Genomic DNA, 21829 nt, shown 5'->3' with positions numbered 1-21829 from the left:
TGTCGGTCGAACGGCCGTCGCGAACGTAGGCTGCCGTCAACGTTCATTAGGGAGAGGAGACCATCTTGCGCACTACGCGTGGGATGAAGCTGATCGCGTTGGCCGCAAGTGCGGGCCTGGCGTTCGGCGCAGCCGCTTGCAGCAAGCCTCCGGCGGAGACCCCTGGCACTGGTCAGAGCGCCGGTACATATAAGGCCTGTATGGTCACCGACACCGGTGGCATCGACGACCGTTCGTTCAACGCGTCCTCGTGGGCCGGAATGGAGGCCGCCAAGGCCGCCAACTCGAACATCGCCACCAGTTACACCGCGTCAACCGCGATGTCCGACTACGACCCGAACCTGGCCAACTCGGTCACGAAGGGCTGCAACTACATCCAGTCGGTCGGCGGCCTGATGGGCGACGCCACCAAGAAGGTCGCCGGGGCCAACCCGAACACCCAGTTCTCGATCGTTGACGCCGACAACCTGGGCTTGAAGAACGTCTTCCCGATCCAGTTCGAGACCCAGCAGGCCGCGTTCCTCGCGGGCTACCTGGCCGCCGGTTTCTCCAAGACCGGCAAGGTCGGCACCTACGGTGGTCTGCCGATCGGTCCCGTGACGATCTTCATGGACGGCTTCGCCGACGGTGTTGCCCACTTCAACAAGGTCAAGGGCAAGAACGTCCAGGTGCTCGGCTGGGACAAGGCGACCCAGAAGGGCCTGTTCACGAACGACTTCGTGAAGCAGGAGGCTGGCAAGCAGCAGTCCGACACCCTGGTTGCCCAGGGTGCCGACGTGATCCTGCCGGTCGCCGGTGGCGCCGGTCTGGGTTCGGCCGCGGCCGCCAAGGCGGGCAACTACTCGATCATCTGGGTGGACGCCGACGGCTACGAGACGACTCCGTACAAGGACGTCATGCTCAGCACCGTTATCAAGAACTCGAAGGACGGCGTGAAGGAAGCTCTGTCGAAGGCCGCCGGTCAGAAGGGCACCCTGCTCACGGGCGGGTTCCTCGGCACACTGGCCAACAACGGTGTCTCCCTTGCTCCGTACCACGACTTCGACAGCAAGGTCGACCCGGCGCTGAAGTCCGAGATCGAGGCGCTCAAGGCCGACATCATCTCCGGCAAGATCAAGGTGACCTCGGCGGCTCAGCCGAAGTGACCTCGCCTAGCCCTATCTGGTGGAATCATCGCCAGTAGGGCGGCAATGCACCAATGCGCCGCCGTCGAAACCGGGTAGGTGACCGGTTTCGCGGCGGCGTTTGTTACTCCACAATGGGCGGATCTAGAGCACCATCCGGTTTGAGGAGGCGACGCTGAGACTCGAATTGCGCGGCATCACCAAGCGTTTCGGTGACCTCGTCGCTAACGATGACATCCACCTCACCGTGGAGCCGGGGGAGATCCACGCGCTGCTGGGGGAGAACGGCGCGGGCAAGTCCACCCTGATGAACGTCCTCTATGGCCTGCTTCAGCCGGACGAGGGAGAGATCCTCGTCGACGACAAGCCCGTCAAGATCAAAGGGCCCAGCGACGCCATCCGGATAGGCATAGGCATGGTGCACCAGCACTTCATGCTGGTGCCCGTCTTCACCGTGGCGGAGAACGTCATGCTCGGCGCGGAGCCGAACAAGGCGGGCTTTCTCGATCACGCGACGGCCGACCGGCTGGTGCGCGAAGTGTCGCAGAAGTACGGCCTCCCGCTGGAGCCCGACGCGATCATCGAAGACCTGCCGATCGGCATCCAGCAGCGGGTGGAGATCGTCAAGGCGCTGACCCGCGACGTCGATCTGCTGATCCTGGACGAGCCGACCGCCGTGCTCACCCCGCAGGAAACCGATGAGCTGCTCAGCGTCATGCGGGGGCTGAAGGAGTCCGGCAAGTCAATCGTCTTCATCACCCACAAACTTCGCGAGGTCAAGGCGGTAGCCGATCAGATCACCGTGGTCCGCCGCGGAAAGATCGTGGGCACGGCCGCGCCGACCGCGCCCGAGTCGGAGCTGGCCGAGATGATGGTCGGCCGCAGCGTCATCCTCGAAGTGCCGAAGCAGGCCGCTCAACCTGGCGCGCCGGTGCTCGCCGTGCGCGGGCTCGTGGTGGCCGACGACCGGCTCCATCGCGCGGTCGACGGGGTCGACCTCGAGGTGAGGGCCGGCGAGGTGCTCGGCATCGCGGGTGTTCAGGGCAACGGGCAGACCGAGCTGGTCGAATCGATCATGGGCCTTCGCCCCTCTCTGGCCGGCACGGTCACCTTCCTCGGCCGGGACATCACCGACTGGTCCACGCGCGAGGTGCTGCGCTCCGGGGTCGGTTACATCCCGGAGGACCGCAGCGTCGACGGCCTGGTCAAGGAGTTCTCCGTCGCCGAGAACCTGGTGCTCGACCTGTATAGGTCAGAGCCCTTCGGCGGCCGGTTCGCGCTCAACCCCAAGGCCATCGACGAGTCGGCCAAAGGCCGGGTCGAGGAGTTCGACATCCGGGTGCAGTCCGAGCAGCAGCCGGTCGGCGCGCTCTCCGGCGGCAATCAGCAGAAGGTCATCGTCGCCCGCGAGATGTCACGCCCGCTCAAGCTCTTCATCGCCGCCCAGCCCACCCGCGGGGTGGACGTCGGCTCCATCGAATTCATCCACCGCCGCATCATCGCCGAGCGCGATGTCGGCTCCGCCGTGCTTGTCGTCTCCAGCGAGCTTGACGAGGTGGTGGCCCTGGCAGACAGGATCGCCGTGATGTACCGCGGCCGCATCCTCGCGATTGTCCCGCCGGGCACGCCGCGTGAGAAGCTCGGCCTGCTGATGGCCGGCATTACCTCGGAGGGCGCGTCATGACCGAGCTTGGTTGCCGACGACGGGAGGCAATGGCATGACGTCCCCCGACAATGAGCCGGAGGCGATGGCCTCCTCTCCGGACAAGAGCTTGTCGCAGCCGGAGTCCGGCCGCCCCTATTACATGCAGGAGATCAAGCCGGGCAAGCATCGCGCTGGCAAGACCTTCTGGCAGACGCTGCGGGAGGAGTTCTACGCCGACAACTCCTTCACGGTGACGCTTGCCGCGATCGTGCTCGCGCTCTTCCTGGGCGGCGTACTAATGATCATCGGCGATGCGAACGTGCGGGCCCAGTGGGGCTACTTCTTCTACCAGCCGCTGACCACCCTCGAGGCGAGCTGGGATCTGGTGAGCCAGGCCTATACCGACATGTTCAAGGGATCCATCGTGGATCCAGAGGTGTTGCGTTACTGGTACTGGAATCTGCCCATGCCCAGCGGCAACATCCCGACCTGGCAGACCGCGCTGCGGCCGCTTTCGGAGACGCTCACCAATGCGGCGCCGCTGGTCTTCACCGGCCTCGCGGTGGCGATTCCTTTCCGCGCCGGGCTGTTCAACATCGGTGGCCAGGGCCAGGCGATCATGGGCGCGATCGGCGGCGGCACGGTTGGCCTTGCGCTCTCGCTCCCGGCCGCGCTGCACATCCCGCTGGCGATCCTTGCCGGAGCGCTTCTGGGAGGCTTTTGGGGGTACGTGGTCGGCCTGCTCAAAGCCAAGACCGGCGCCCACGAGGTGATCGTCACGATCATGCTCAACTACATCGCCCTTTACTTCCTCATCTGGTACATCCGCCAGAGCTTCGCCGATGAGCCCACGCGAAGCGATCTGATCAGCAAGCCCGCCAAGGAAACCGCGCTGTTCCCGAAGATCTTCGACGACTCGCTGCGGGTGAACCTGGGCATCGTCCTCGCGATACTCGCCGCGGCCGGGGTCGCCTGGATGCTCAAGCGCGGCACCTTCGGCTTCGAGCTGCGCGCGGTCGGCTACAACCCGAACGCGGCAAGCACCGCGGGCATCAAGGTGGGCGCCACGCTGGCCCTGACCATGGCGCTGGCCGGTGCGCTGGCCGGGCTCGGCGGGACGACGATGGTCCTTGGCACCGCACAGAACCTGACCGGTGAGGTGGTTGGCCAGATCGGCTTCAACGGCATCCTGGTCGCGCTGCTCGGCCGGGTGAAGCCGTGGGGCGTGGTCGGGGCGGCCCTCCTGTTCGGAGCATTGCAGGCGGGTGGCGCGGCGATGCAGACGTTCTCCGGCATCTCCAACGAGCTGGTGACCGTGATCCAAGCGATGATCGTAATTTTTGTGGCTGCGCCGCTTCTGGTCAAAGCCATCTTCCGGCTCCGCCGGTCGCCTGTCGCGGCCGCCCAGGCAGCCCTGGCGAAGGGGTGACCGGCATGTCCGAGCCTGTCGAGGGCATCATGAAATTGGGATTCGGTCATGCTTTCGCCGTAGGCGATTGCCGACGGCAGGAGGCAATGGCATGACTTCGGCTGTAATCACGCCCGAATTGGCGCTGCCAGCCTCTTTCTGGACGCGTGAGCGCAAGACCGGTGCCGTGCTGGTGGCGCTCGGTCTGGTCGCCTCGGTCTGGTTCACACTTGCCAGCCCGAGCAGCCCGGCGACCTTCTATCTGGGCACGAGCACGCAGTCCGGGGCCAACTTCGAGATCGACGGGAAGATCGGCTGTCTCGTCTTCGGCTTGATCGCGCTCGCGGCCGGGGCAATCCTCCTCGCCACGGGCAAGCACTACGGTTTGCTGGTAAGCATTTCGCTCGCCGCGTTCGTGTTGTCCGCGCTCATCTGGCAGGTGTCGACCGTCCACGGCTCGGTGCCGCTCGGGTCGCTTTCCACGATCACGATGGAGGCTTCGCTTCCGCTCATCTTCGGCGCGCTAGCGGGTGTCATGTGCGAGCGAAGCGGTGTCGTCAACGTGGCCATCGAGGGTCAGCTGCTGACCGGCGCGTTTTTCGCCGCCCTGTTCGGCACGATCGCGGGTAGCTATTGGGCCGCGCTCGGGGCGGCAGCCATCGGCGGTGCGCTGATCTCGCTGATCCTGGCGTGGCTGGCGATCCGGTTCCTGGTGGATCAGGTCGTCATCGGCATCGTGCTCAACACGTTCGCGCTCGGCCTGACCGGCTTCTTCTACGAGCAGGTCATGCGCACCGACACCGAGGCCTACAACAACCCCGGTGGCCTGCCGCACTGGACGATCCCGGGCCTGTCGAAGATTCCGATCGTCGGACCGGCGATCTTCTCCGGGACGCTGCTCACCTACGTCGCGCTGGCTCTCGTGGTGGTGCTGACGATCGCGCTTTTCCGCACCCGCTGGGGTCTGCGCACCCGAGCCGTGGGCGAGCATCCGGCCGCCGCTGACACCGTCGGCATCAAGGTGCTCGGGCTGCGCTACGTCAACGTTTTGGTGGCCGGTCTGATCGCCGGTTTCGGCGGGGCCTACTTCTCGATGGTGACCGCAACCAGCTTCACCAAGAACATCACAGGTGGCCTCGGCTTCATCGCGCTCGCAGCGATGATCTTTGGTCGGTGGAATCCGGTGGGCGCATTCCTCGCCGCGGTCTTCTTTGGTTTCGCCAAAGCGCTTTCGTCGCTTCTGCAGGCGCTGCAGAGCCCGATCCCGAGCGAGTTCCTGGCGATGCTGCCTTACATCGCGACCATTTTCGCGGTCGCCGGCCTGGTCGGTAGGGTGCGAGCCCCTGCCGCGGACGGAAAGCCGTATGTCAAGGGTTGATTGGCCAGCACTTCGTTCCGCCGCGGTGGCGGTCATGCACCGGGCCTACGCGCCGTACTCGAAGTTCCCGGTGGGCGCGGCCGGTCTGGTCGACGACGGCCGGGTCGTGGTGGGCTGCAACGTGGAGAACGCCGCCTACGGGGTGGTGCTCTGCGCCGAATGCGGGATGGTTTCGCAGCTGCACGCCACCGGGGGCGGAAGGCTGATCGCGATGGCGTGCGTCGACGCGGACGGCGAGCCGTTGCTGCCCTGCGGGCGGTGCCGGCAGCTGCTGTGGGAAAACGGTGGCCCGGCCATGCTGGTCGACTCGAAAATCGGCCCGCTGACGATGGATTACCTACTGCCGCACGGGTTCGGCCGAGAAGACCTGGACGCGATCATCGCGCCCGCAGCCCATTCCGCCTTCTCCGAGCCGGAACCCGACGACGACTGGCCGAAGCGCCCGCCGTCGCGCAACGTAAAGAAAATGGCCGCAGAGCCGGAGCCAGCAAAGGCCCGCGCCCCAAAGAAACCGACCCTGCGCGATCTCGACGCCATCGAGCCCGAAACCGACGCCCCCCGCAGCCGTAAACAAGGCGGCCGCACCACCCCAAGCCTCGCCACCGCAGCGGTGCCAGCCAGCGCCACCGAGCGCGGTGCCGCTCAGGCGGCCACTGCGGCCGGGCGCCGTGCGGCGAAGCCGTTGTCGGCCAAGGCCGTCAAGGGTGGTGCCGCGGAGGCGGGGTCGGGCCGTGCCGCCAAGGTCGGCGCTGGGGAGGCGACGCCGGCCAATGCGGCCGAGCGTGGTGCGGCGAAGCCGTTGTCGGCCAAGGCCGTCAAGGGTGGTGCCGCGGAGGCGGTATCGGGCCGTGCCGCCAAGGGTGGTGCCGCTGAGGCGGCGTCGGGCGGTGGGGCTGAGCGTGGTGTTGGGGGGGCGGGGTCGCGGGGGGTGGCGGCTAAGCGCGGTGGTAAGGCGGCTGGGCTTGGGGTGGCGGAGGAAGACGTAGCGGCGCAACGTCAAGCGGGTGCGGGTAAGGCTCGGGGGAAGGGGGCGGCGCGGTGAGTATTACCGCCATTGATGTCATTCGGGCCAAGCGCGATGGCGAGGCGCTTTCCGATGAGCAGATCGATTGGGTTATCGACGGGTTCACCAAGGGCGTGGTGGCCGATGAGCAGATGGCCGCGCTGGCCATGGCGATTCTGTTGCGCGGCATGGAGGATCGCGAGATCGCCCGATGGACCGCCGCGATGATCGCTTCCGGAGAGCGGCTCAACCTGTCCACGGTGGACAGACCGACCGTCGACAAGCATTCCACCGGTGGAGTGGGCGACAAGATTACGCTTCCGCTCACACCTCTGGTGGCCGCGTGCGGGGCTGCCGTCCCTCAGCTTTCCGGGCGCGGGCTGGGTCATACCGGCGGCACCCTGGACAAGCTTGAATCGATCCCGGGCTGGAGCGCCGCTGTGGCCAACGAGGCTTTCATCGCTCAGCTGCGCGAGGTGGGAGCGGTGATCTGCCAAGCGGGCGAGGGGCTTGCACCCGCCGATCGCAAGCTCTACGCGCTGCGGGACGTCACTGGAACAGTGGAGTCGATTCCGCTGATCGCGAGCTCCATCATGAGCAAGAAGATCGCGGAGGGGACGAGCGCGCTGGTTCTCGACGTGAAGGTGGGCACCGGCGCTTTCATGAAGGAAATCGGCCAGGCGCGCGAGCTTGCCCGCACCATGGTGGAGCTGGGCAGGGCGCACCAGGTGACCACGGTGGCGCTGCTGACCGACATGTCGACCCCACTTGGGCTCGCGGTGGGTAACGCGCTGGAGGTCGAGGAGTCGCTTGCGGTGCTCGCCGGCGGCGGCCCGGCCGACATAGTGGAGCTGACGCTGGCCCTGGCCCGGGAAATGCTTGCGGCAGCTGGACTGTCCGAGGTGGACCCGGCCGAGGTGCTCGCGTCGGGGCGCGCCATGGACTCGTGGCGCGCGATGATCCAGGCGCAGGGCGGCGACCCGGATGCTCCGCTCGAGGTCGCGAAGGAGTCCGAGATCATCCGTGCGACCACGTCCGGATACGTGGAAAGCATTGACGCGATGGGCATCGGGCTGGCCGCGTGGCGGCTCGGGGCTGGACGGGCCCGCAAGGAGCACAAGGTCAGCGCGGGAGCCGGTGTGCTGCTGCACAAGCGACCCGGGGAGAAGGTGGCCGCTGGAGACGTGCTCGCCGAGCTGCGTGCCGACTACGGGTCCCGGATCCCGGCCGCGCTGTCCGCGGCCACCGACGCGATCGTGGTGGCCAAACAGCCCGCTCCCAGCGCCCCGCTCATCATCGACCGGATTGGATGACCTAAGAATCCATGCCAGTGCCCGCTCCGGATCCGTTTGCCGTGCGCGCCGCAAGCCTTGAGGAATTGGCCCGGCTCGGTGTTCCAGTGCCGCCGGAGACCTTCCCGCTGGTCTGGGATCCCGGCGACATGGTGGAGTTGCGGCCCACCATCGACCTGGAGCGGCGGGCGGCGATCCTGCACCTGATCCTGGAGCGCACCTTCGGCATGCCCGCCGAGGCGGCGGAGTCGTGGCTGGAGCGCAGCGACCTGACTCCCGATGTCACCGAACCGGAGTGGGCCTGGATCACCGCGGAGATCGGTGACCGGCGTTCCTTCGCGCTGCATCTGGAAGCGCTCGCCGGACTGTCCTGGGTGCTGGGAATGATCCGGGTGCTCGACCCGCGCGAACCCCCGGTTTCCTTGGTGCACCTGTATCCCGATCTGCTGGAAGACGAAAGCTTCGCGGATTGGCAGGGGCGCACGCTTTCGGCGCCGCGCGATCCGGGTGTCGTCGCGGCCGCCCTGGACCTGCACTACTGCCTGGACTGGGCCTTCCTCAAACTCGGGCCGGACGAGCTGCCCGGGATGATCGACGCCAACTCCATCGGCCAGCGGCGCTGGGCCCTGGAGTGGGCGGTTGTCTTCATAGGACCTCATCATGGGCCGCCGGGCGGGTGGGAAGAGGTCGACCTGTCCACGTAGACAGCCGCACGCTCGCGGTCACCGTCATTGCCCCGGGCTCCCGGTCACCTTCGTGGAAGGCGTTGGGGCCCATCAGAACCAGCTGTCGGGCGTCGTGGGCGGACAGCTCCATGGGCCAGCTGAGCACCTCGTCGGTGAGCTGGCTGAAGCCGCTCAGGGAGGCGGCGAGCCGCTGCTGTTTGGACTCGTCCACGTTCAGCAGCGCCAACCGCTGCCTCAGCTCGAGCAGGTGACCCGGCTCGGGCGTCACCACCACGAGCTGACCGTCGGGGCGCAGCACGCGGCGCATCTGTTCGCCGTTGCGTGGCGCGAAGATGTTCAGCAGGACGTCTACGCACCCATCGGCCAGCGGCAGCTGCCCCCACGTGTCGGCAAGCACGGCTCCGGCACGCGGATGCGCCCGGGCTGCGCGGCGCAGGGCGGCTTTGGAAACGTCGAAAGCAAGCCCCTGAGCGTCGTGGTGCCGCTGCAACACGGCGGCCAGGTAATGACCTGGGCCGGCCCCGAGATCGACGACCAGGCCGCTTCTGGCGGCCTGCGCCACGGCTGTCGTGAGCGGAGCGAAGTGTCCTTTCCCGAGGAAGTCGCACCGCGCCTCGATCATGGCGGCGTTGTCGCCTTCGGGCAGCCTTTTTCCGGTACCCAGAAAGGCATAGCCCTGTTTGGCAAGGTCGAAACTGTGTGCGTGCTCGCATCTGAGCGCGCGGGGAGACGGTGACAACCCGGATTGGCATATCGGGCACCGCAGCGCGGCGATCATATCGGCGGTGAGCACAGAGCTATCTTCAACGATGTGACCCTGAGCCTCGACGACATAGCCCGCGCGCCCAAGGCGCTCCTGCACGATCACCTCGACGGCGGGCTGCGCCCGCAGACGATCATCGAGCTGGCGGCCGAGATCGGCCATGCCTTACCCGCCACCGACGCGCAGGCGCTCGGCGAGTGGTTCGTGGCCGCGGCCGACTCGGGTTCGCTGGAGCGTTACCTGGCAACCTTCTCGCACACGGTCGCGGTGATGCAGACCGCGGAGTCGCTGCGGCGCGTGGCCGCCGAATGCGCTGTGGATCTCGCAGCCGACGGGGTCGTCTACGCCGAGGTCCGCTACGCACCCGAGCAGCATCTCGTCGGCGGCCTCACCCTGCCGCAGGTGGTCGAGGCGGTCCAGGCCGGTTTCGCCCAGGGCAGCGCGGAAGCGGCCACGGCCGGGCGGCCCATCCGGGTCGGCACCCTGCTCACCGCGATGCGCCACGCAGCGCGATCGATGGAGATCGCCGAGCTGGCGATCACCTACCGCGATCACGGTGTGGTCGGCTTCGACATCGCCGGGGCGGAGGCCGGCTACCCGCCCACCCGTCACCTGGACGCCTTCGAGTACCTGCAGCGGGAGAACTACCACTTCACCATCCACGCGGGCGAGGCCTTCGGCCTGCCCTCGATCTGGCAGGCGATCCAGTGGTGCGGCGCGGACAGGCTCGGTCACGGTGTGCGCATAGTCGACGACATCGGCCCGGACGGCTCGCTGGGGCGGCTGGCGGCCTACGTGCGGGACAAGCGGATCCCGCTCGAGCTGTGCCCGTCCTCCAACGTGCAGACCGGCGCCGCCACCTCGATCGCCCGCCATCCCATCAAGCTGCTGCGCGATCTGCGGTTCCGGGTCACCGTCAACACCGACAACCGGCTCATGAGCGGGACCTCGATGTCGCGGGAGATGGCGCTGCTCAGCGAGGCCTTCGGCTGGGGCTGGGGCGAGCTGCAGTGGTTCACGATCAACGCGATGAAGAGCGCCTTCATCCCCTTCGATGAACGGCTGGCCATCATCAACGACATCATCAAGCCGGCTTACGCGAAATTGGTTTAGAGATCAGCATCCTCACCCGGCGCCAGATGGCGCGGGCGGTCATCGGCCGGCAGCCGAGCTCGGATTGCCGGCGCAGGATCTCCGGATCGTTGCGCCACAGCAGGAGCCCGCGACGAAAGAGGATCTTCGGGGGCTTCCGATGCTCGGCAAGATCGCGAACTAGACGGCGAGTGAATGTCACTGTCCGTGGTCGCCTTAGTGCAAATGCGTCAGCCAGCAGCCCGCGCCGGGCGCATTCCTGCACCACCTCGGCTGCGAATATCCCTTCGGCTATGAACAACGGATGATCGTCGAGACTGAATACCCGTTCGGACACCCGAAGGCTCCGACTGATGTCGTAGACCGGTACGTTCGCCCGACCTCGCGCAGCTAATGTGGCGATCGCATCGACAGCTCCGGCCGCGTCCCACGATGCGGGAGACTCCCAGTCGACGTCATTTTGAGCGCGCGGCAGGGTAGGGTCGTGCCCGTCTTTGTAGAAATCGTCAAGACAAAGCACGGGTAGCCCGGTCCGCCGAGCTACGTAGGACTTTCCGGATCCAGACGGGCCGGCAAGAAGTACAACTCGGGCAAAATGGACGCTCACAGTGCGTAGCTCCGTAGGGGACTTTGGTCGGTATCCCCATGAGCATCCCATTCGGCGGGTGATTCAGGGCAGCCTGGGCTTTCCACTTCGCAGATCGCGTGATGGAATCTCGGAGTCCGTCCTTTTGCCGGGGTCGGATGATGTGCGGTGCGCAGGCAGCGGACCCCCCGTGCCTTAACCCTTGGCGTGCCGATAGAAGGGCGGTGACGTGAGTAAGCGGTCTGGCAGCAATGCCGGTGGCCACCCCCGTGGCTTCCTTTCGCGTCTCCGTCGGCCATTTGGTCGACTTCGGGACATGCCGATCTGGGCCAAATTGGGCCTGATCATGATCCCGCCAGTGCTGGCGACGTTGGTCATCGGGACCAACGGTTTGCTCGACAACCTCGATACGGTTGCCAACGCTGATGACACCAGGATTTTGTCCCAGCTCGTGAAGGAGTCCGGGACCCTGGTCGACGCGCTGCAGAACGAACGCGCCTTCGCGGTGCAGACCCTCGCGGGCAACGACGACGCGGCCCGGCAGGGGCCGAAGGCGGCGTTTGGCGACGCGAACAAGGCTGTGGACAGCGCTGCCGAGCTTTACCGGCAGCAGCGCATCGCGCTGATCGACATCGACCCCGCCATGCGGGATCTGCTCGAGCGCATCGACAGCGGCCTGACCGGCCTGACGGCGGTGCGATCCCAGGTCACCGAGCTGAAGATCAAGATCTCGGACGTGTCGACGCGCTATCAGGTGCTGATCCAGCAGTTGCTCGACATTCGCGACCGCGCTGCTCAGATCGCCGGTAGTGGTGAGCTCGGTGACAGCTTGCGTGCCGCCGCCGCGGTCGCGCGAAGCAAGGAATACCTCTCCGAAGAGCGCATCGTCATTCACCGCGCCTTCGACCAAAGAGCACTCCTGCCTGAGCTAGACAAAAGCTTCATCGCCACCCTCGTCGGCCAGGACCAGGCCTATCGAGCTTTCGAGGCGGTGGCCCAGAGCATTGATATTGATACATACAAGAGCGTAGTGACCGGTCCGGCGCTGCGTAAGTCAGCCAGCTTCCAGGGCAAGATCGAGGCCCTTTCGGTCGACGCCGACCCGGTGAACACCGGGTTCAACGCGGTCGAGTGGGACCTTGCCCTCAAGGACCACTCCGACCTGCTGCGCCGGGTGGAACGCGGGCTCGACACCAAGGTCGAGCAGACCGCGCAGGCGCTGCGTGACGAGGTCACCTCCCGGATCCTTCTGCAGACGATCCTCGTGCTGCTCATGCTGATCCTGGCTATCTTCTCCGCGTGGTTGGTCGCCCGGTCGATGGCTCGCTCGCTTCGCGAGCTGCGCCACGGCGCTTTGAGCATCGCCCAGTACGGCCTGCCGCAAGCGGTGGCCAGGCTGCGTGATCCGGCCCTGTCGGACAAGATGTCGCCGCTGCAGCTGGCCAACCAGATCGCCGAGCCGCTGCCGGTGCGAAGCAAGGACGAGTTCGGGCAGGTGACCGAGGCGTTCAACGCGGTCCACCTGGAAGCCGTCCGCACCGCGGCCGAGCAGGCCGCACTGCGGTCCTCGGTGGCCACGATGTTCGTCAACCTGGCCCGTCGCTCGCAGATCCTGGTCGACCGGCTCATCGGTCACCTCGACCGCCTCGAGCGCGGTGAGGAAGACCCCGATCGTCTGGCCGAGCTTTTCCAGCTTGACCACCTCGCCACTCGAATGAGGCGTAACGACGAAAACCTGCTCGTGCTCGCGGGCGCCGACTCGACTCGCGTGCAGCGCGAGCCGGCCGCCCTGCTGGACGTGCTCCGTGCCGCCCAGTCCGAGGTGGAGCACTACACGCGCATCGAGTTCGGCATCGTCGACCGCGACATCGAGGTGGCCGCGCACGCGGTCAACGACCTCGTGCACCTCATCGCCGAGCTGTTCGACAACGCCACCGCTTTCTCCCCGCCCGATTCCTCGGTCATGGTGGAGGCACGCCGCGTCGGAGACCGTTCAGTGCTTTTCGTAGAGGACAAGGGCATCGGCATCCAGCCCGACATGCTCCACGACATCAACGAGAAGCTCGCCACACCACCGATGGTGGACGTGGCCGTGTCCCGGATGATGGGTCTGGTCGTGGTGGCCCGGCTGGCCGCGCGCCACGGGGTCAAGGTCGAGCTGCGCTCCTCCTCGGAGCGGGGCATCATCGCCGACGTCACGCTGCCGACCGCGGTCCTGGTGCCCCGGGCCCTCGCGGGCCGGGCCGGCGCCCCGTCGCGGGAGCCCAGTGCCGCCGCGATCGAGTCCCGGCCGCCGCTTTCGGCGCCGCCTCGCTCGCCCTTCGGCGCCCCACTGGCGCTGGAAAGCGGTGGTGGCTCACGCCTGTTCGACCACCAGCCGACCCAGCTTCCGCCGCGGCAGACGCCACCACCACCGGTGTCTCCGCTCCCGCCGGCGCATTCCAACCCCAGCCGGGCTGGGGCGGGCATGCCGGCCTGGTCCGACCTGACCGGTGCGGACACTCTCAACGGCGACTCCCTGCCGCGCCGCGACAGCGACTTCGCGTCCGGGTTCCAGGACAACTTCTACGGCTCGCAGATTCCGAGGCAGCCGCAGTCACCGTCCCAGGAACGCTCGTACGATCCGTATTCGAGCCAGCCGCCCGCGGGCAGTGTGCCAATTTCAGCGGTGCCCGTGTCTGCTGTGCCGGTTTCGGTGCCGCCGACGTCGATTCCCGCCGCGGCCGCTCCTCCGGTGTGGCCGCCGGTCGCGGACGAGCCGCGCTACCGTGATGAGCGGTCGTCGCAGGGCATTTACAACGCTGACAGGTCAGCACCACAGGTCGTCCCGCAGCACTTGCCTTACGGCGACGAGACGATGGAGCTGCCGATTTTCCGTGAGCTTGAGTCCGCGTGGTTCAGCACCCGCCGGACGGCGATGGACGATGCCGGGACATCCACTCCCACATTTAGCGAACAAGACCTTACGATCACCGCACAGTTCGCGGCTGTCGACTCGCACGGTTACAGCGGGCACCCGACAGGCACGAACGGAGACGCGGCGACTTCGAAGGATGAAATGGTGACAGCTCAGGCAGGCCGGGGTTCGGCCGGACGTGTGGCACAGGGAGCGGATCCCGTTCCCGCCGCCTATCGTCCGACCTGGCAGACCGCTGCCGACGAGGGCTGGGCCGCGGCTTCCGCGGCCGCCAGCTCGGACGTCAATGAGACCACCATGTCGGGCCTTCCGAAGCGCACGCCGATGGCACAGCTTGTGCCGGGTGGGGTGGACAAGGGGTCGACCAACCTTCAGCGCCGGTCGCCGGAAGGTGTTCGTGGTCTTCTGTCCGCCTACCACCGAGGCGTTCAGCGGGGAAGGACCCAGCACATGGACGATGACGTTAGTCCGGGCTCTACCGAGACCGGAGGACCAACCGGCAAGGAGCACGAGGCATGACCACAACGCAGGATCTTGGTTGGCTCCTGGCCAACTTCGCTGACCGGGTGCCAGGGGTCGCCCACGCGGTCGCGGTGTCCGCGGACGGCCTGCTGCTCGCATCGTCACGGGATCTTCCCCGGGACAGAGCAGACCAGCTGGCCGCTATCGCCTCGGGCTTGGTGAGTCTCACCCAGGGTGCGGCTCGCTGCTTCGAAGGCGGCGCCGTGTTGCAGACCGTGGTGGAGATGGACAACGGGTTCCTCTTCCTCATGTCTATTTCGGACGGTTCCTCCTTCGGCGTGCTGGCCTCGCGTAGCTGCGATGTCGGGCAGGTCGGGTACGAAATGGCCCTGCTGGTTGACCGGGTTGGCGATGCGCTGACCCCGGCTCCCCGCAGCACCGCTGGAGTGCTGGGCTAACTAGGGCTCCGCCTACGCGAGGGCGGAGAAGTGAAAGGGGGTGACGGCAAGTGCCAGACAGAGAAGAGCCGACCGGCGCACTGGTAAGGCCGTATGCCGTTACCCGAGGTCGCACCCGGCCGCGGCTGGAAATTGCGATTGAAGCGTTGGTAGAAACCACTGTGCGCGGCCGTTCGGCCGGCACGGGTAGCCGCGGGGGTCATGGTCGCGAGCATCAACACATCGCGTCGCTTTGCGACGGGAAAGTGCAGTCGCTCGCCGAAATTGCGGCACGAATGCGGCTGCCGCTTGGTGTGGCGAGGGTGCTCATCGCTGATATGGCGGCGGATGGCCTGGTCGCGGTGTACGAGCCGACATCGTTCGATAACAACGACGCTGTCGGTACAGAACTGCTTGAGAGGGTGCTGAGTGGACTTCGGAGGCTCTGACATGTCGCAGCGTCCCACAACGGGACGCGTGACATCGGCGAAGATCGTCATCGCCGGTGGCTTCGGCGTGGGCAAGACGACGTTGGTTGGCTCCGTTTCGGAGATCACGCCGCTCACCACTGAAGCCATCATGACTTCGGCAGGTGTCGGGGTTGACGACACCCGTCAAATTCCCAATAAGACCACCACGACGGTGGCGATGGATTTCGGGCGTATCTCCATTGACCGGGATCTGATCCTGTACCTGTTCGGCACGCCGGGCCAGACGCGTTTCTGGTTCATGTGGGACGAGCTGGTGCGGGGCGCGATCGGTGCGGTGGTCATGGTGGACACCAGGCGGTTGGCTGACTGCTTTGCGGCGATCGACTTTTTCGAGCACCGCAAGCTGCCCTACCTGATCGCCATCAACTGCTTCGACGGTATGCAGTACCACCAGGCCCAGGATGTGCGCGACGCGCTCGCCATCTCCTCGGACGTGCCGGTGGTCAGCTGTGACGCCCGTAATCGGGAGTCGACCAAGCAGGTGCTCATCTCGCTGGTGGAGTACGTGCTGTCAATGCGCCGTCAGCGGGTCGGAGCCTAAGCGCCCCCTTGACGAAATCCGGCCGGCAGCCAAAGGCATGCCGGCCGGGGTGAGCCGAGGATGAGGCGGGCGGCTAGAGCAGCCGCACCCAGTTGCCGCCCTTGGCAGTGAAGAGCACCAGCGCGTCCGGCTCCAGCCCGCCGTGAGAGATCGGCTGGAATGCGTAGGCACCCGTGATTCCTTCCACCGCACCGGCTTCCAGTCGTCCTCGCAGCCGCTGCGGTTCCAGGTTCACGCCGCGCCTGGCCGCGAACGCCACCAGGTTGAGCGCGTCGGCCGCGTAGGGGGCGAAGCCGCTGAAGGCCCCGTATTGCTGGATGTAGCGGTAGATGAAGTCTCTTGCCGCCCGTCCTGACGGCGTGGTGGCCAGCGTGGGCGCTCCGCCGAGTACAGCGGGATGGATGATGTAGGTGCCTTCCATCGCGGCCGCGTTGGGGCCGCTGAGGGTTTCGTCCGCACCGGCGCCCGCGTCAACGAAGATCTTTCCGAGGAAGCCCGCGTCGCGTAGCGCGGCGACGGCGGCGGCGCTGATCGGCGCGAGCGCCCACACCACGGCCGCTTTCGCCTTGCTGGCCACGACCTGCTTGGCCGCGTCGGTGAAGGCCCGGCCCGATTGCGGCAGCCGGACAGTGCCCACGTGCTGCAGCCCGGCCGCGGCCAGCGAACGCGGAACCGCGTTGGCGCCGGCGGAGCCGTGGCCGTCTGCGCTGGCGAGCACGGCGACCGTGCTGATTTGCTGGCGGACCAGCTCACGGGCGATCATCGCGCCGACGTCAGCGGCGTTCGGGCCAAGCTTGTACGTGAACTTGCGGGCGGGAAGAGGGAAAGTGATTTCCTCGCCGCTGTTGAGGCAGAGCAGCGGGACCTTCCGCTTCTCCGACACCGCGATCATCGCCATGGCGGTCTCGACAGTGGTGCCGCCAAGGATCGCGCTGACCTTGTCGTTGTCGATGAAGTCCTGGGAGATCTGGGCCGCGTTCTCCGGGTTGCCACCGTTGTCGCGCACGATCGCGCGAACGGCCAGACGCCTGTCGCCGAAGGGAATGCCGTTGATGTTGAGCTCGCTCGCGGCGATGATCAAGGCCTGTTCCTGAAGCTTGCCAAGGGTGGAGCCGACACCGGTCAGCTCAAGGTTGACGCCCACCACAAGCTCGCCAGAGGTGTTGACGGCTCCACCGTCCTGCGAGCCGCCGAAGATTCGGGAGCATCCGGCGAGCCCGCCGCCGAGAGTGGTGCCTGCGGCGAGCCCGAGGCCCCCGGTCAATGCCCGACGTCGGCTTATACCGTTGGCCATGCAAAGTCTCCTTATTGCTCATGCAGCATCAGCCGTGCTTTTGGCTCGGCTTAGGGACAATGCTGCATGGGTATGCTGCTTTGCGTTGCAGCACAAGGTCAAGCCCGGAGACTATGGGCAATCCCACAGGTCAGCGGTAGTTTGCCGCCCGCTGTCCGTAATCGTTGTGGTCGTCACGGATTTCGTGCTCGCGGCTGAAGTCCCAGCCTGAGGCCGATTCCCGGCCGGGGCGGCCGCCGACGGCGAAGCCACCGGCTTCCTGGTTACCGCGACGCCAGCCGCGGAAGTAGTTGCTTGTGTGCGCCGCGATCTCGCCCGCATCGCGGACGATGCGCAGCGGGCGCTCGGGGGCGAGTGGCGAACCGGGGACAAGGTTGGCCGCGGGCACCCGGCGGGGTAGCCCGGCGTTGGTGTCTCCACCGTTGGACGGCCGCAGCGATGCCTCTTCGGCGGTGCGCCAGCCCATGTCCATGCCCGAGTTCCAGGTGGTTTCCCCGTCGCTGACGTCGCCGCTGAACCACGCCGAGGAGACCGAGGCGAAGATGAGCAGGTCGGTGTCGTCGCTCATCTCCGAACCGTTGCGCTCGGTGCGGCGCGGCTTGGGGATGCGGCTGGTGAGCGCCGTGTCGTCGACGAGGCGAACCTGTGGCGCGGAAGGATCAACCGTCGGCTCGACCAGTCGCAGCGACGGTGGCAGCACCAGGTCGTCGGCCTGCCACGGCGGGGTGACCCGGTTGGACCGCTGCGCCGAGGGCTGGGCCGACACCGGCTCGTCGGAGTCTTCGCCGACCAGCGGCCAGTTGGCGCGCGAACCAAGCGCTGCCGTGCCTTCCGGCACCTGCTTGTTGGGCAGACCGCGCGCAGCGCGCTCGTCGTTGATCGCCGCGTGGGTCAGCGTCGGCACAAAGGGCGTCAGCAGATCGGCGTCGCTCGGCGGCAACGGCAATGGCGGCGCGGCCGGAACCCGCTGCGCGGGAATGGCGGTCGGCATTTGCCTGGGCACCATGGGCGTGCCGGTGACCGGGGTCGGCTCGAAGCCGGGCGGCGTGGGTGGCGGTGTGGTCTGCGCCCAGGCGGGCCTGCCCGCGGCGACCGGCACCGGCTGCGCCACTGCGGCGGCCACCGGGACCGGGACTGGGACGTGTACCGGTTGCGGCGCCGGGCTGACCGGGATCGGTGCCACCGGTGGCGGCGCGACCGGACGCGGCGCCGAGACCGTAGTCGTCAGGGGCGCCGGGTTCACCCGGCGGCGTGGCGGTGCGGGGGCCGCCGGAGCGCCGGTGGTCACGACTCGCTCGCCGAGGGCGTGGATCAGGATGCCGACGGCCGCATCGGCGGATCGGACCGCGGCGACGCTGGCCCGAACCGCGTCGGAGACGGCGGCGGTCAACTGCTTGGCGCCATTGCGGCGGGGGGTTTCGTTGATGGCCACGCGCAGAGCGGTGACGGCTTCCAGCGCGGTGTCGTTATCGCAGACCCCGTCGGCCACCAGCCGGGCGGCCACGGTCACCGCGGTGTCGCGGCCACGTCCGGCAGCCGCGCTCAGCAGGCCCGGCTCGGGCAGGGCATCGAGCATCGCCAGCGCGACCGGCTCGGCCGGGTCGGGGTAGGCGCGCAGCGCGGCCGGATAAAGCTCACGCAGCACCTCACGCAGAGCCACCGCAGCCGCGTGCCGGCCGATGGCCAGCGCGCTGTGGGCAGCCAGGATCGGCTTGAGGGCGGCGTATTCACGCGGGGTGGGGGTCACGGCGGCGGAGAGCGCCCCGGCCTGCAGCGCGCGGGCCAGACCGACCGCACGCCTGCCAGCGACCAGGGCCTGCAGCTCATCGAGGGACTCGTCGTCGCCGAAGCGGTCGGCGAAGTCGTCGGCGGTCTCATCGTCGGTGTAGGCGATCGGCCGAGCCGAGGCGGCAAGCAGCGACACCACGAGGTGATCGTCGCTGTCGACAGCCAGCATGATCATGGTGGAGCCGCCGAACCGCTCGGCGAGCATCGCGGTCACCGCGGCGTATCCCGCGGGATCGTCGTTGATTTCGCAGTACTCCAAGAGACGCCCCGAGTCATCGACGACCGCTACGGTCAGCCGACCCGGTGCGCCGACAATACTTGCGTCGACGGCCGATGAAATACCGCAATACACCCGCACGAGTGCCACGGACTCGTCCTCCCACTCCGGACCGATGGAGCTACTCCGGATTCATGTGTTGTGCCAAAAATTCATGCTGCCCGGTTAATCTCAGTCGCGCCAGTCCACAGCCGAAGAGATTTTGCCAATTACGCTTCGCCAACTGATTGATGCCTGCTCTGACCCGATTTTTCGCAACTTGCGCTTTGCAAAAAATCCGGTGGATCGAAGAGCCTCGTCAAGATCGTCGAGTGGGGACCCCGGCGCGAGCGAAAGGAGCACCTTCGGCAACACCAAAGCGAAGCCAAGATCGCGAGCTAGCTCGCCGGCGCTGAGCAAAAGATCCGGATCCCAGGCGTCGGGCCCGCCGCGCAGGTTCTCCACCACCAGGTCCAGCTCGTAGGTGTCGGACTCGTCTGCGTCGATGTCGGCCGGCTTCACCTTGCCGACGAACTTCTTCCAGCCCTCGAGCTGGGCCAGATCGTGGGGCGACTTGGACTTCACGAAGGTGACAAGCCCCTCGGCGCTGCGGAACAGCAGCAGCTTCCCCTTGTGGGACAGGAAGATGGGCACTTCTTCGTCCTCGGCCGCGTCGTCTTCCTTCGCGTCCTCGTCGCTGTCGGCCTCATCCGCTTCGACCGCTTCCTCGGCGAGGGTGTCCTCGGCCGGGCCGGCGGCGATTTCGTCGAGCTGTTCCTTGGTCCACTCGAACTCGGGCAGCTCATCGTCTTCGGCCGAACGGCGGGCGTCGCGGGAGTTGAAGACCTCGTCTTCATCCTCGCGCTCGCTGACATCCGTCGGTGTCAGCGCACTGGCCATGCGATATGCCCGCAGGGTGAGACCCACCTTGTTGCCGGGCATGGCGATCTCCACCGGAGAGATCTCATACTCTGCCCAGATGGCGCTGGCTTCAGCCATTGTCGACCTGACCTCCTACCCCGGGGTGGGTTGTCGCGTTCACGACTCCCCGCACACCCTAGTGGGTCGGACGGCGCGACACGATTCGGCCTTCGTCCATCTCGACGATCTCGTCGAACCGGTGCCGTTCCAGACCCGCCAGGCGGTGCGTCACCAGGACAACAGCGCGTTGGCCCGCATCGGCCAGCACGGCGTCGAGAACCCGGTCGGCCTGTGCCGGGTCGAGCCCTTCGGTCGGTTCGTCGAGCAGGAGCACCGGCGGCGCGGCGAGCACCGCCCGGGCCAGGGCGAGGCGCTGCCGCTGTCCACCCGAGAGTTCGCCACCATCCTCGCCAGCATTTTCTTGGTACCGGGAAAGGAAGTCCCCCAATCCGGCGACCTCTGCCGCCGCAAGCAGTTCAGGCTCGGTGGCGCTGGGCCTGGCGAGCAGGAGGTTGTCGCGAACGGTGGCGTGGAAGATGTGCGCGTCGGCCATCAAGCCGGTCGCCACCGAGAAAGCCGGGCCGTTGCCGCTGACCGTGCCCGAGTCGGGGGTGATCGCCCCGGCGATGACCCCGAGCAGGGTGCTCTTGCCGGCGCCGGAGGCCCCGATGACCGCGATCCGGCTGCCCGGCTCGATCACGAGATCGATGTCCCGCAGCCGGCCGGCGACGCCTACCCCGCTCAGCTTGATCTGCGTAAACGGTTCTGCGGCAAAGGTAGCGACCGGTTCCGCCGGCGTGATCAGCTCGCCGACCCGGTGCAGCGGCGCGGCGATCTCAGCGCCCTTGCGGCTGGCGGCGAGGATGCCCATCGCGAGTTCGCCGGTGGCCAGCGTGCCCACCGTGAGCACCGCGGTCCAGACCGGGGACACGCCCTGCCCCACGCAGACGAGAAGCATCGCGACGGCGGTGAGGCCGGTGCAGATGCTGGAAAGGGTGTCCAGGGCGAAGGAGCGCCGAGCCAGGCTTCGCTCTAAAGTGGACAATTCGCTCGCCTGCCTCGCTCCCGCCTGCTCGAACCGGGTGGTTGCCCCGTAGGCGGCGAGGTCGGCGGCGCCGTGCACGAGGTCGACGGTGGAGATGGCGTAGGCGGCGCGCAGCGGCGCGAGCCGTGCCGCGCCACGGCGCACCAGCACCGCTCCCAGAGCCGGGATGAGCCCCGCGGTGACCACCAGCCCGGCGAACAGGGTGAGCCCGGCGAGCGGAGTGAAGGCGGCGGTGACGATCACCGCGAGCAGCGCCACGAGCCCGCAGGAGGCCAGTGGGAGGGCCACCCTCACCACGAGGTCCTGCACCGCCTCCACATCGGAGACCATGCGGCTCAGGGCGTCCGCGTGACGGGCCAGGGGGCGCTCGATGAGCGTGGCGAAGATGCGGGCCCGAACCTCCGTGACGATGCGCAACACGGCGTCGTGGCTCGCGAGCCGTTCCAGGTAACGCAGGCCGCCCCGGGAGATGGCCAGCGCTCGTACCGAGACGATGGCCACCGTCAACGCGGTGATGGGCGGTTGCCCGGCGGCCGTGACCAGCAGCCAGGTGGCGGTCGCCATCAGGCACAGCCCGGCCGCTTCGGTGGCCGCGCCCAGCGTTGCCGCCCCGACCAGTCGCAGCACCGGGATTTTCACGCGACACGCTCCATCTCGTGCAGGCGTCCCGCTTCCACGCGGATCAGCCGGGTCGCCACGG

18 protein-coding genes and 1 pseudogene are annotated in these 21829 nt (G+C 67.3%); 13 read left to right on the top strand and 6 right to left on the bottom strand.

Features of this window, described 5'->3' with window-relative positions; genetic code table 11:
* Positions 1-83: 83 nt before the first annotated feature.
* From Rhe02_RS44285 to Rhe02_RS44255, 8 genes and pseudogenes are all read left to right on the top strand, one after another.
* Positions 84-1145 (top strand): BMP family lipoprotein, encoded by a 1062-nt coding sequence (locus Rhe02_RS44285; RefSeq protein WP_203914560.1) that lies wholly within the window; start codon positions 84-86, stop codon positions 1143-1145.
* Between the two features lie 166 nt (positions 1146-1311).
* On the top strand, positions 1312-2808 hold the full coding sequence (locus tag Rhe02_RS44280; RefSeq protein ID WP_308442069.1) for an ABC transporter ATP-binding protein: 1497 nt from the start codon (positions 1312-1314) through the stop codon (positions 2806-2808).
* Between the two features lie 34 nt (positions 2809-2842).
* Positions 2843-4198 (top strand): ABC transporter permease, encoded by a 1356-nt coding sequence (locus Rhe02_RS44275; RefSeq protein ID WP_239124458.1) that lies wholly within the window; start codon positions 2843-2845, stop codon positions 4196-4198.
* A gap of 91 nt (positions 4199-4289) precedes the next feature.
* Complete coding sequence (locus Rhe02_RS44270; RefSeq protein WP_203914548.1) at positions 4290-5555, top strand: ABC transporter permease; 1266 nt, start codon at positions 4290-4292, stop codon at positions 5553-5555.
* Positions 5542-5992 (top strand): annotated as a pseudogene (locus Rhe02_RS44265) (cytidine deaminase); the annotation flags it as partial. The gene Rhe02_RS44270 and the pseudogene Rhe02_RS44265, both read left to right, overlap by 14 nt.
* A 29-nt stretch (positions 5993-6021) precedes the next feature.
* The gene (locus Rhe02_RS50310; protein ID WP_239124457.1) at positions 6022-6597 is read left to right on the top strand and encodes a hypothetical protein; all 576 of its coding nucleotides are present in this window, start codon (positions 6022-6024) and stop codon (positions 6595-6597) included.
* Positions 6594-7871, top strand: coding sequence for a thymidine phosphorylase (locus tag Rhe02_RS44260; protein WP_203914547.1), 1278 nt, complete (start codon positions 6594-6596; stop codon positions 7869-7871). The genes Rhe02_RS50310 and Rhe02_RS44260 overlap by 4 nt, the downstream gene beginning before the upstream one ends.
* Positions 7872-7882: 11 nt before the next feature.
* Positions 7883-8554, top strand: coding sequence for a DUF4272 domain-containing protein (locus tag Rhe02_RS44255; RefSeq protein ID WP_203914546.1), 672 nt, complete (start codon positions 7883-7885; stop codon positions 8552-8554).
* Here Rhe02_RS44255 and Rhe02_RS44250 read toward each other — a convergent pair.
* Positions 8496-9314, bottom strand: coding sequence for a putative RNA methyltransferase (locus Rhe02_RS44250; protein WP_203914557.1), 819 nt, complete (start codon positions 9312-9314; stop codon positions 8496-8498). The two genes, Rhe02_RS44255 and Rhe02_RS44250, sit on opposite strands and share 59 nt — an antisense overlap.
* A gap of 33 nt (positions 9315-9347) precedes the next feature.
* Between Rhe02_RS44250 and Rhe02_RS44245 the strand changes: the two genes are divergently transcribed.
* The gene (locus Rhe02_RS44245) at positions 9348-10412 is read left to right on the top strand and encodes an adenosine deaminase (RefSeq protein ID WP_203914545.1); all 1065 of its coding nucleotides are present in this window, start codon (positions 9348-9350) and stop codon (positions 10410-10412) included.
* Here Rhe02_RS44245 and Rhe02_RS50305 read toward each other — a convergent pair.
* Positions 10384-10728: a hypothetical protein gene (locus tag Rhe02_RS50305; protein WP_239124455.1), complete on the bottom strand. Its 345-nt coding sequence runs from the start codon at positions 10726-10728 to the stop codon at positions 10384-10386. The two genes, Rhe02_RS44245 and Rhe02_RS50305, sit on opposite strands and share 29 nt — an antisense overlap.
* A gap of 565 nt (positions 10729-11293) precedes the next feature.
* Between Rhe02_RS50305 and Rhe02_RS44235 the strand changes: the two genes are divergently transcribed.
* The 4 genes from Rhe02_RS44235 to Rhe02_RS44220 are packed head-to-tail and all read left to right on the top strand — an operon-like array spanning position 11294 to position 15825.
* Positions 11294-14413, top strand: coding sequence for a sensor histidine kinase (locus tag Rhe02_RS44235; RefSeq protein WP_203914543.1), 3120 nt, complete (start codon positions 11294-11296; stop codon positions 14411-14413).
* Complete coding sequence (locus Rhe02_RS44230) at positions 14410-14814, top strand: roadblock/LC7 domain-containing protein (protein ID WP_203914542.1); 405 nt, start codon at positions 14410-14412, stop codon at positions 14812-14814. The genes Rhe02_RS44235 and Rhe02_RS44230 overlap by 4 nt, the downstream gene beginning before the upstream one ends.
* A gap of 50 nt (positions 14815-14864) precedes the next feature.
* Positions 14865-15242: a DUF742 domain-containing protein gene (locus tag Rhe02_RS44225; protein ID WP_203914541.1), complete on the top strand. Its 378-nt coding sequence runs from the start codon at positions 14865-14867 to the stop codon at positions 15240-15242.
* Between the two features lie 49 nt (positions 15243-15291).
* Positions 15292-15825: a GTP-binding protein gene (locus tag Rhe02_RS44220; protein WP_373320792.1), complete on the top strand. Its 534-nt coding sequence runs from the start codon at positions 15292-15294 to the stop codon at positions 15823-15825.
* Positions 15826-15898: 73 nt separating this feature from the next.
* Here the strand turns inward: Rhe02_RS44220 and Rhe02_RS44215 are convergent, their stop codons facing one another.
* The 4 genes from Rhe02_RS44215 to cydC all read right to left on the bottom strand — a co-directional run bounded on the left by Rhe02_RS44215 (position 15899) and on the right by cydC (position 21768).
* A complete protein-coding gene (locus Rhe02_RS44215) occupies positions 15899-17119 on the bottom strand; it encodes an ABC transporter substrate-binding protein (RefSeq protein ID WP_203914539.1) in 1221 nt (406 codons plus the stop codon).
* A gap of 130 nt (positions 17120-17249) precedes the next feature.
* Entirely contained in the window at positions 17250-19274 is a 2025-nt protein-coding gene (locus tag Rhe02_RS44210; RefSeq protein ID WP_239124454.1) for a transposase, read from the bottom strand.
* An 81-nt stretch (positions 19275-19355) separates the two neighbouring features.
* Positions 19356-20162: a SatS C-terminal domain-containing protein gene (locus Rhe02_RS44205; RefSeq protein WP_203914538.1), complete on the bottom strand. Its 807-nt coding sequence runs from the start codon at positions 20160-20162 to the stop codon at positions 19356-19358.
* A 58-nt stretch (positions 20163-20220) separates the two neighbouring features.
* Positions 20221-21768, bottom strand: coding sequence for a thiol reductant ABC exporter subunit CydC (gene cydC, locus Rhe02_RS44200; RefSeq protein ID WP_203914537.1), 1548 nt, complete (start codon positions 21766-21768; stop codon positions 20221-20223).
* Positions 21769-21829 lie beyond the last annotated feature (61 nt).

The organism is Rhizocola hellebori (assembly GCF_016862955.1).
Classification (GTDB): domain Bacteria; phylum Actinomycetota; class Actinomycetes; order Mycobacteriales; family Micromonosporaceae; genus Rhizocola; species Rhizocola hellebori.
Note: the sequence above shows the minus strand (reverse complement) of the source record. Positions and strands in the feature narration are given on the sequence as shown.

Coding starts and splice junctions, on each gene's coding strand:
- Rhe02_RS50310 (WP_239124457.1), top strand. CDS start 6,022: ATGGCCGCAGAGCCGGAGCCAGCAAAGGCCCGCGCCCCAAAGAAACCG.
- Rhe02_RS44270 (WP_203914548.1), top strand. CDS start 4,290: ATGACTTCGGCTGTAATCACGCCCGAATTGGCGCTGCCAGCCTCTTTC.
- Rhe02_RS44250 (WP_203914557.1), bottom strand. CDS start 9,314: ATGATCGCCGCGCTGCGGTGCCCGATATGCCAATCCGGGTTGTCACCG.
- Rhe02_RS44205 (WP_203914538.1), bottom strand. CDS start 20,162: ATGGCTGAAGCCAGCGCCATCTGGGCAGAGTATGAGATCTCTCCGGTG.
- Rhe02_RS44255 (WP_203914546.1), top strand. CDS start 7,883: ATGCCAGTGCCCGCTCCGGATCCGTTTGCCGTGCGCGCCGCAAGCCTT.
- Rhe02_RS44215 (WP_203914539.1), bottom strand. CDS start 17,119: ATGGCCAACGGTATAAGCCGACGTCGGGCATTGACCGGGGGCCTCGGG.
- Rhe02_RS44230 (WP_203914542.1), top strand. CDS start 14,410: ATGACCACAACGCAGGATCTTGGTTGGCTCCTGGCCAACTTCGCTGAC.
- Rhe02_RS44235 (WP_203914543.1), top strand. CDS start 11,294: ATGCCGATCTGGGCCAAATTGGGCCTGATCATGATCCCGCCAGTGCTG.
- Rhe02_RS44275 (WP_239124458.1), top strand. CDS start 2,843: ATGACGTCCCCCGACAATGAGCCGGAGGCGATGGCCTCCTCTCCGGAC.
- Rhe02_RS44285 (WP_203914560.1), top strand. CDS start 84: ATGAAGCTGATCGCGTTGGCCGCAAGTGCGGGCCTGGCGTTCGGCGCA.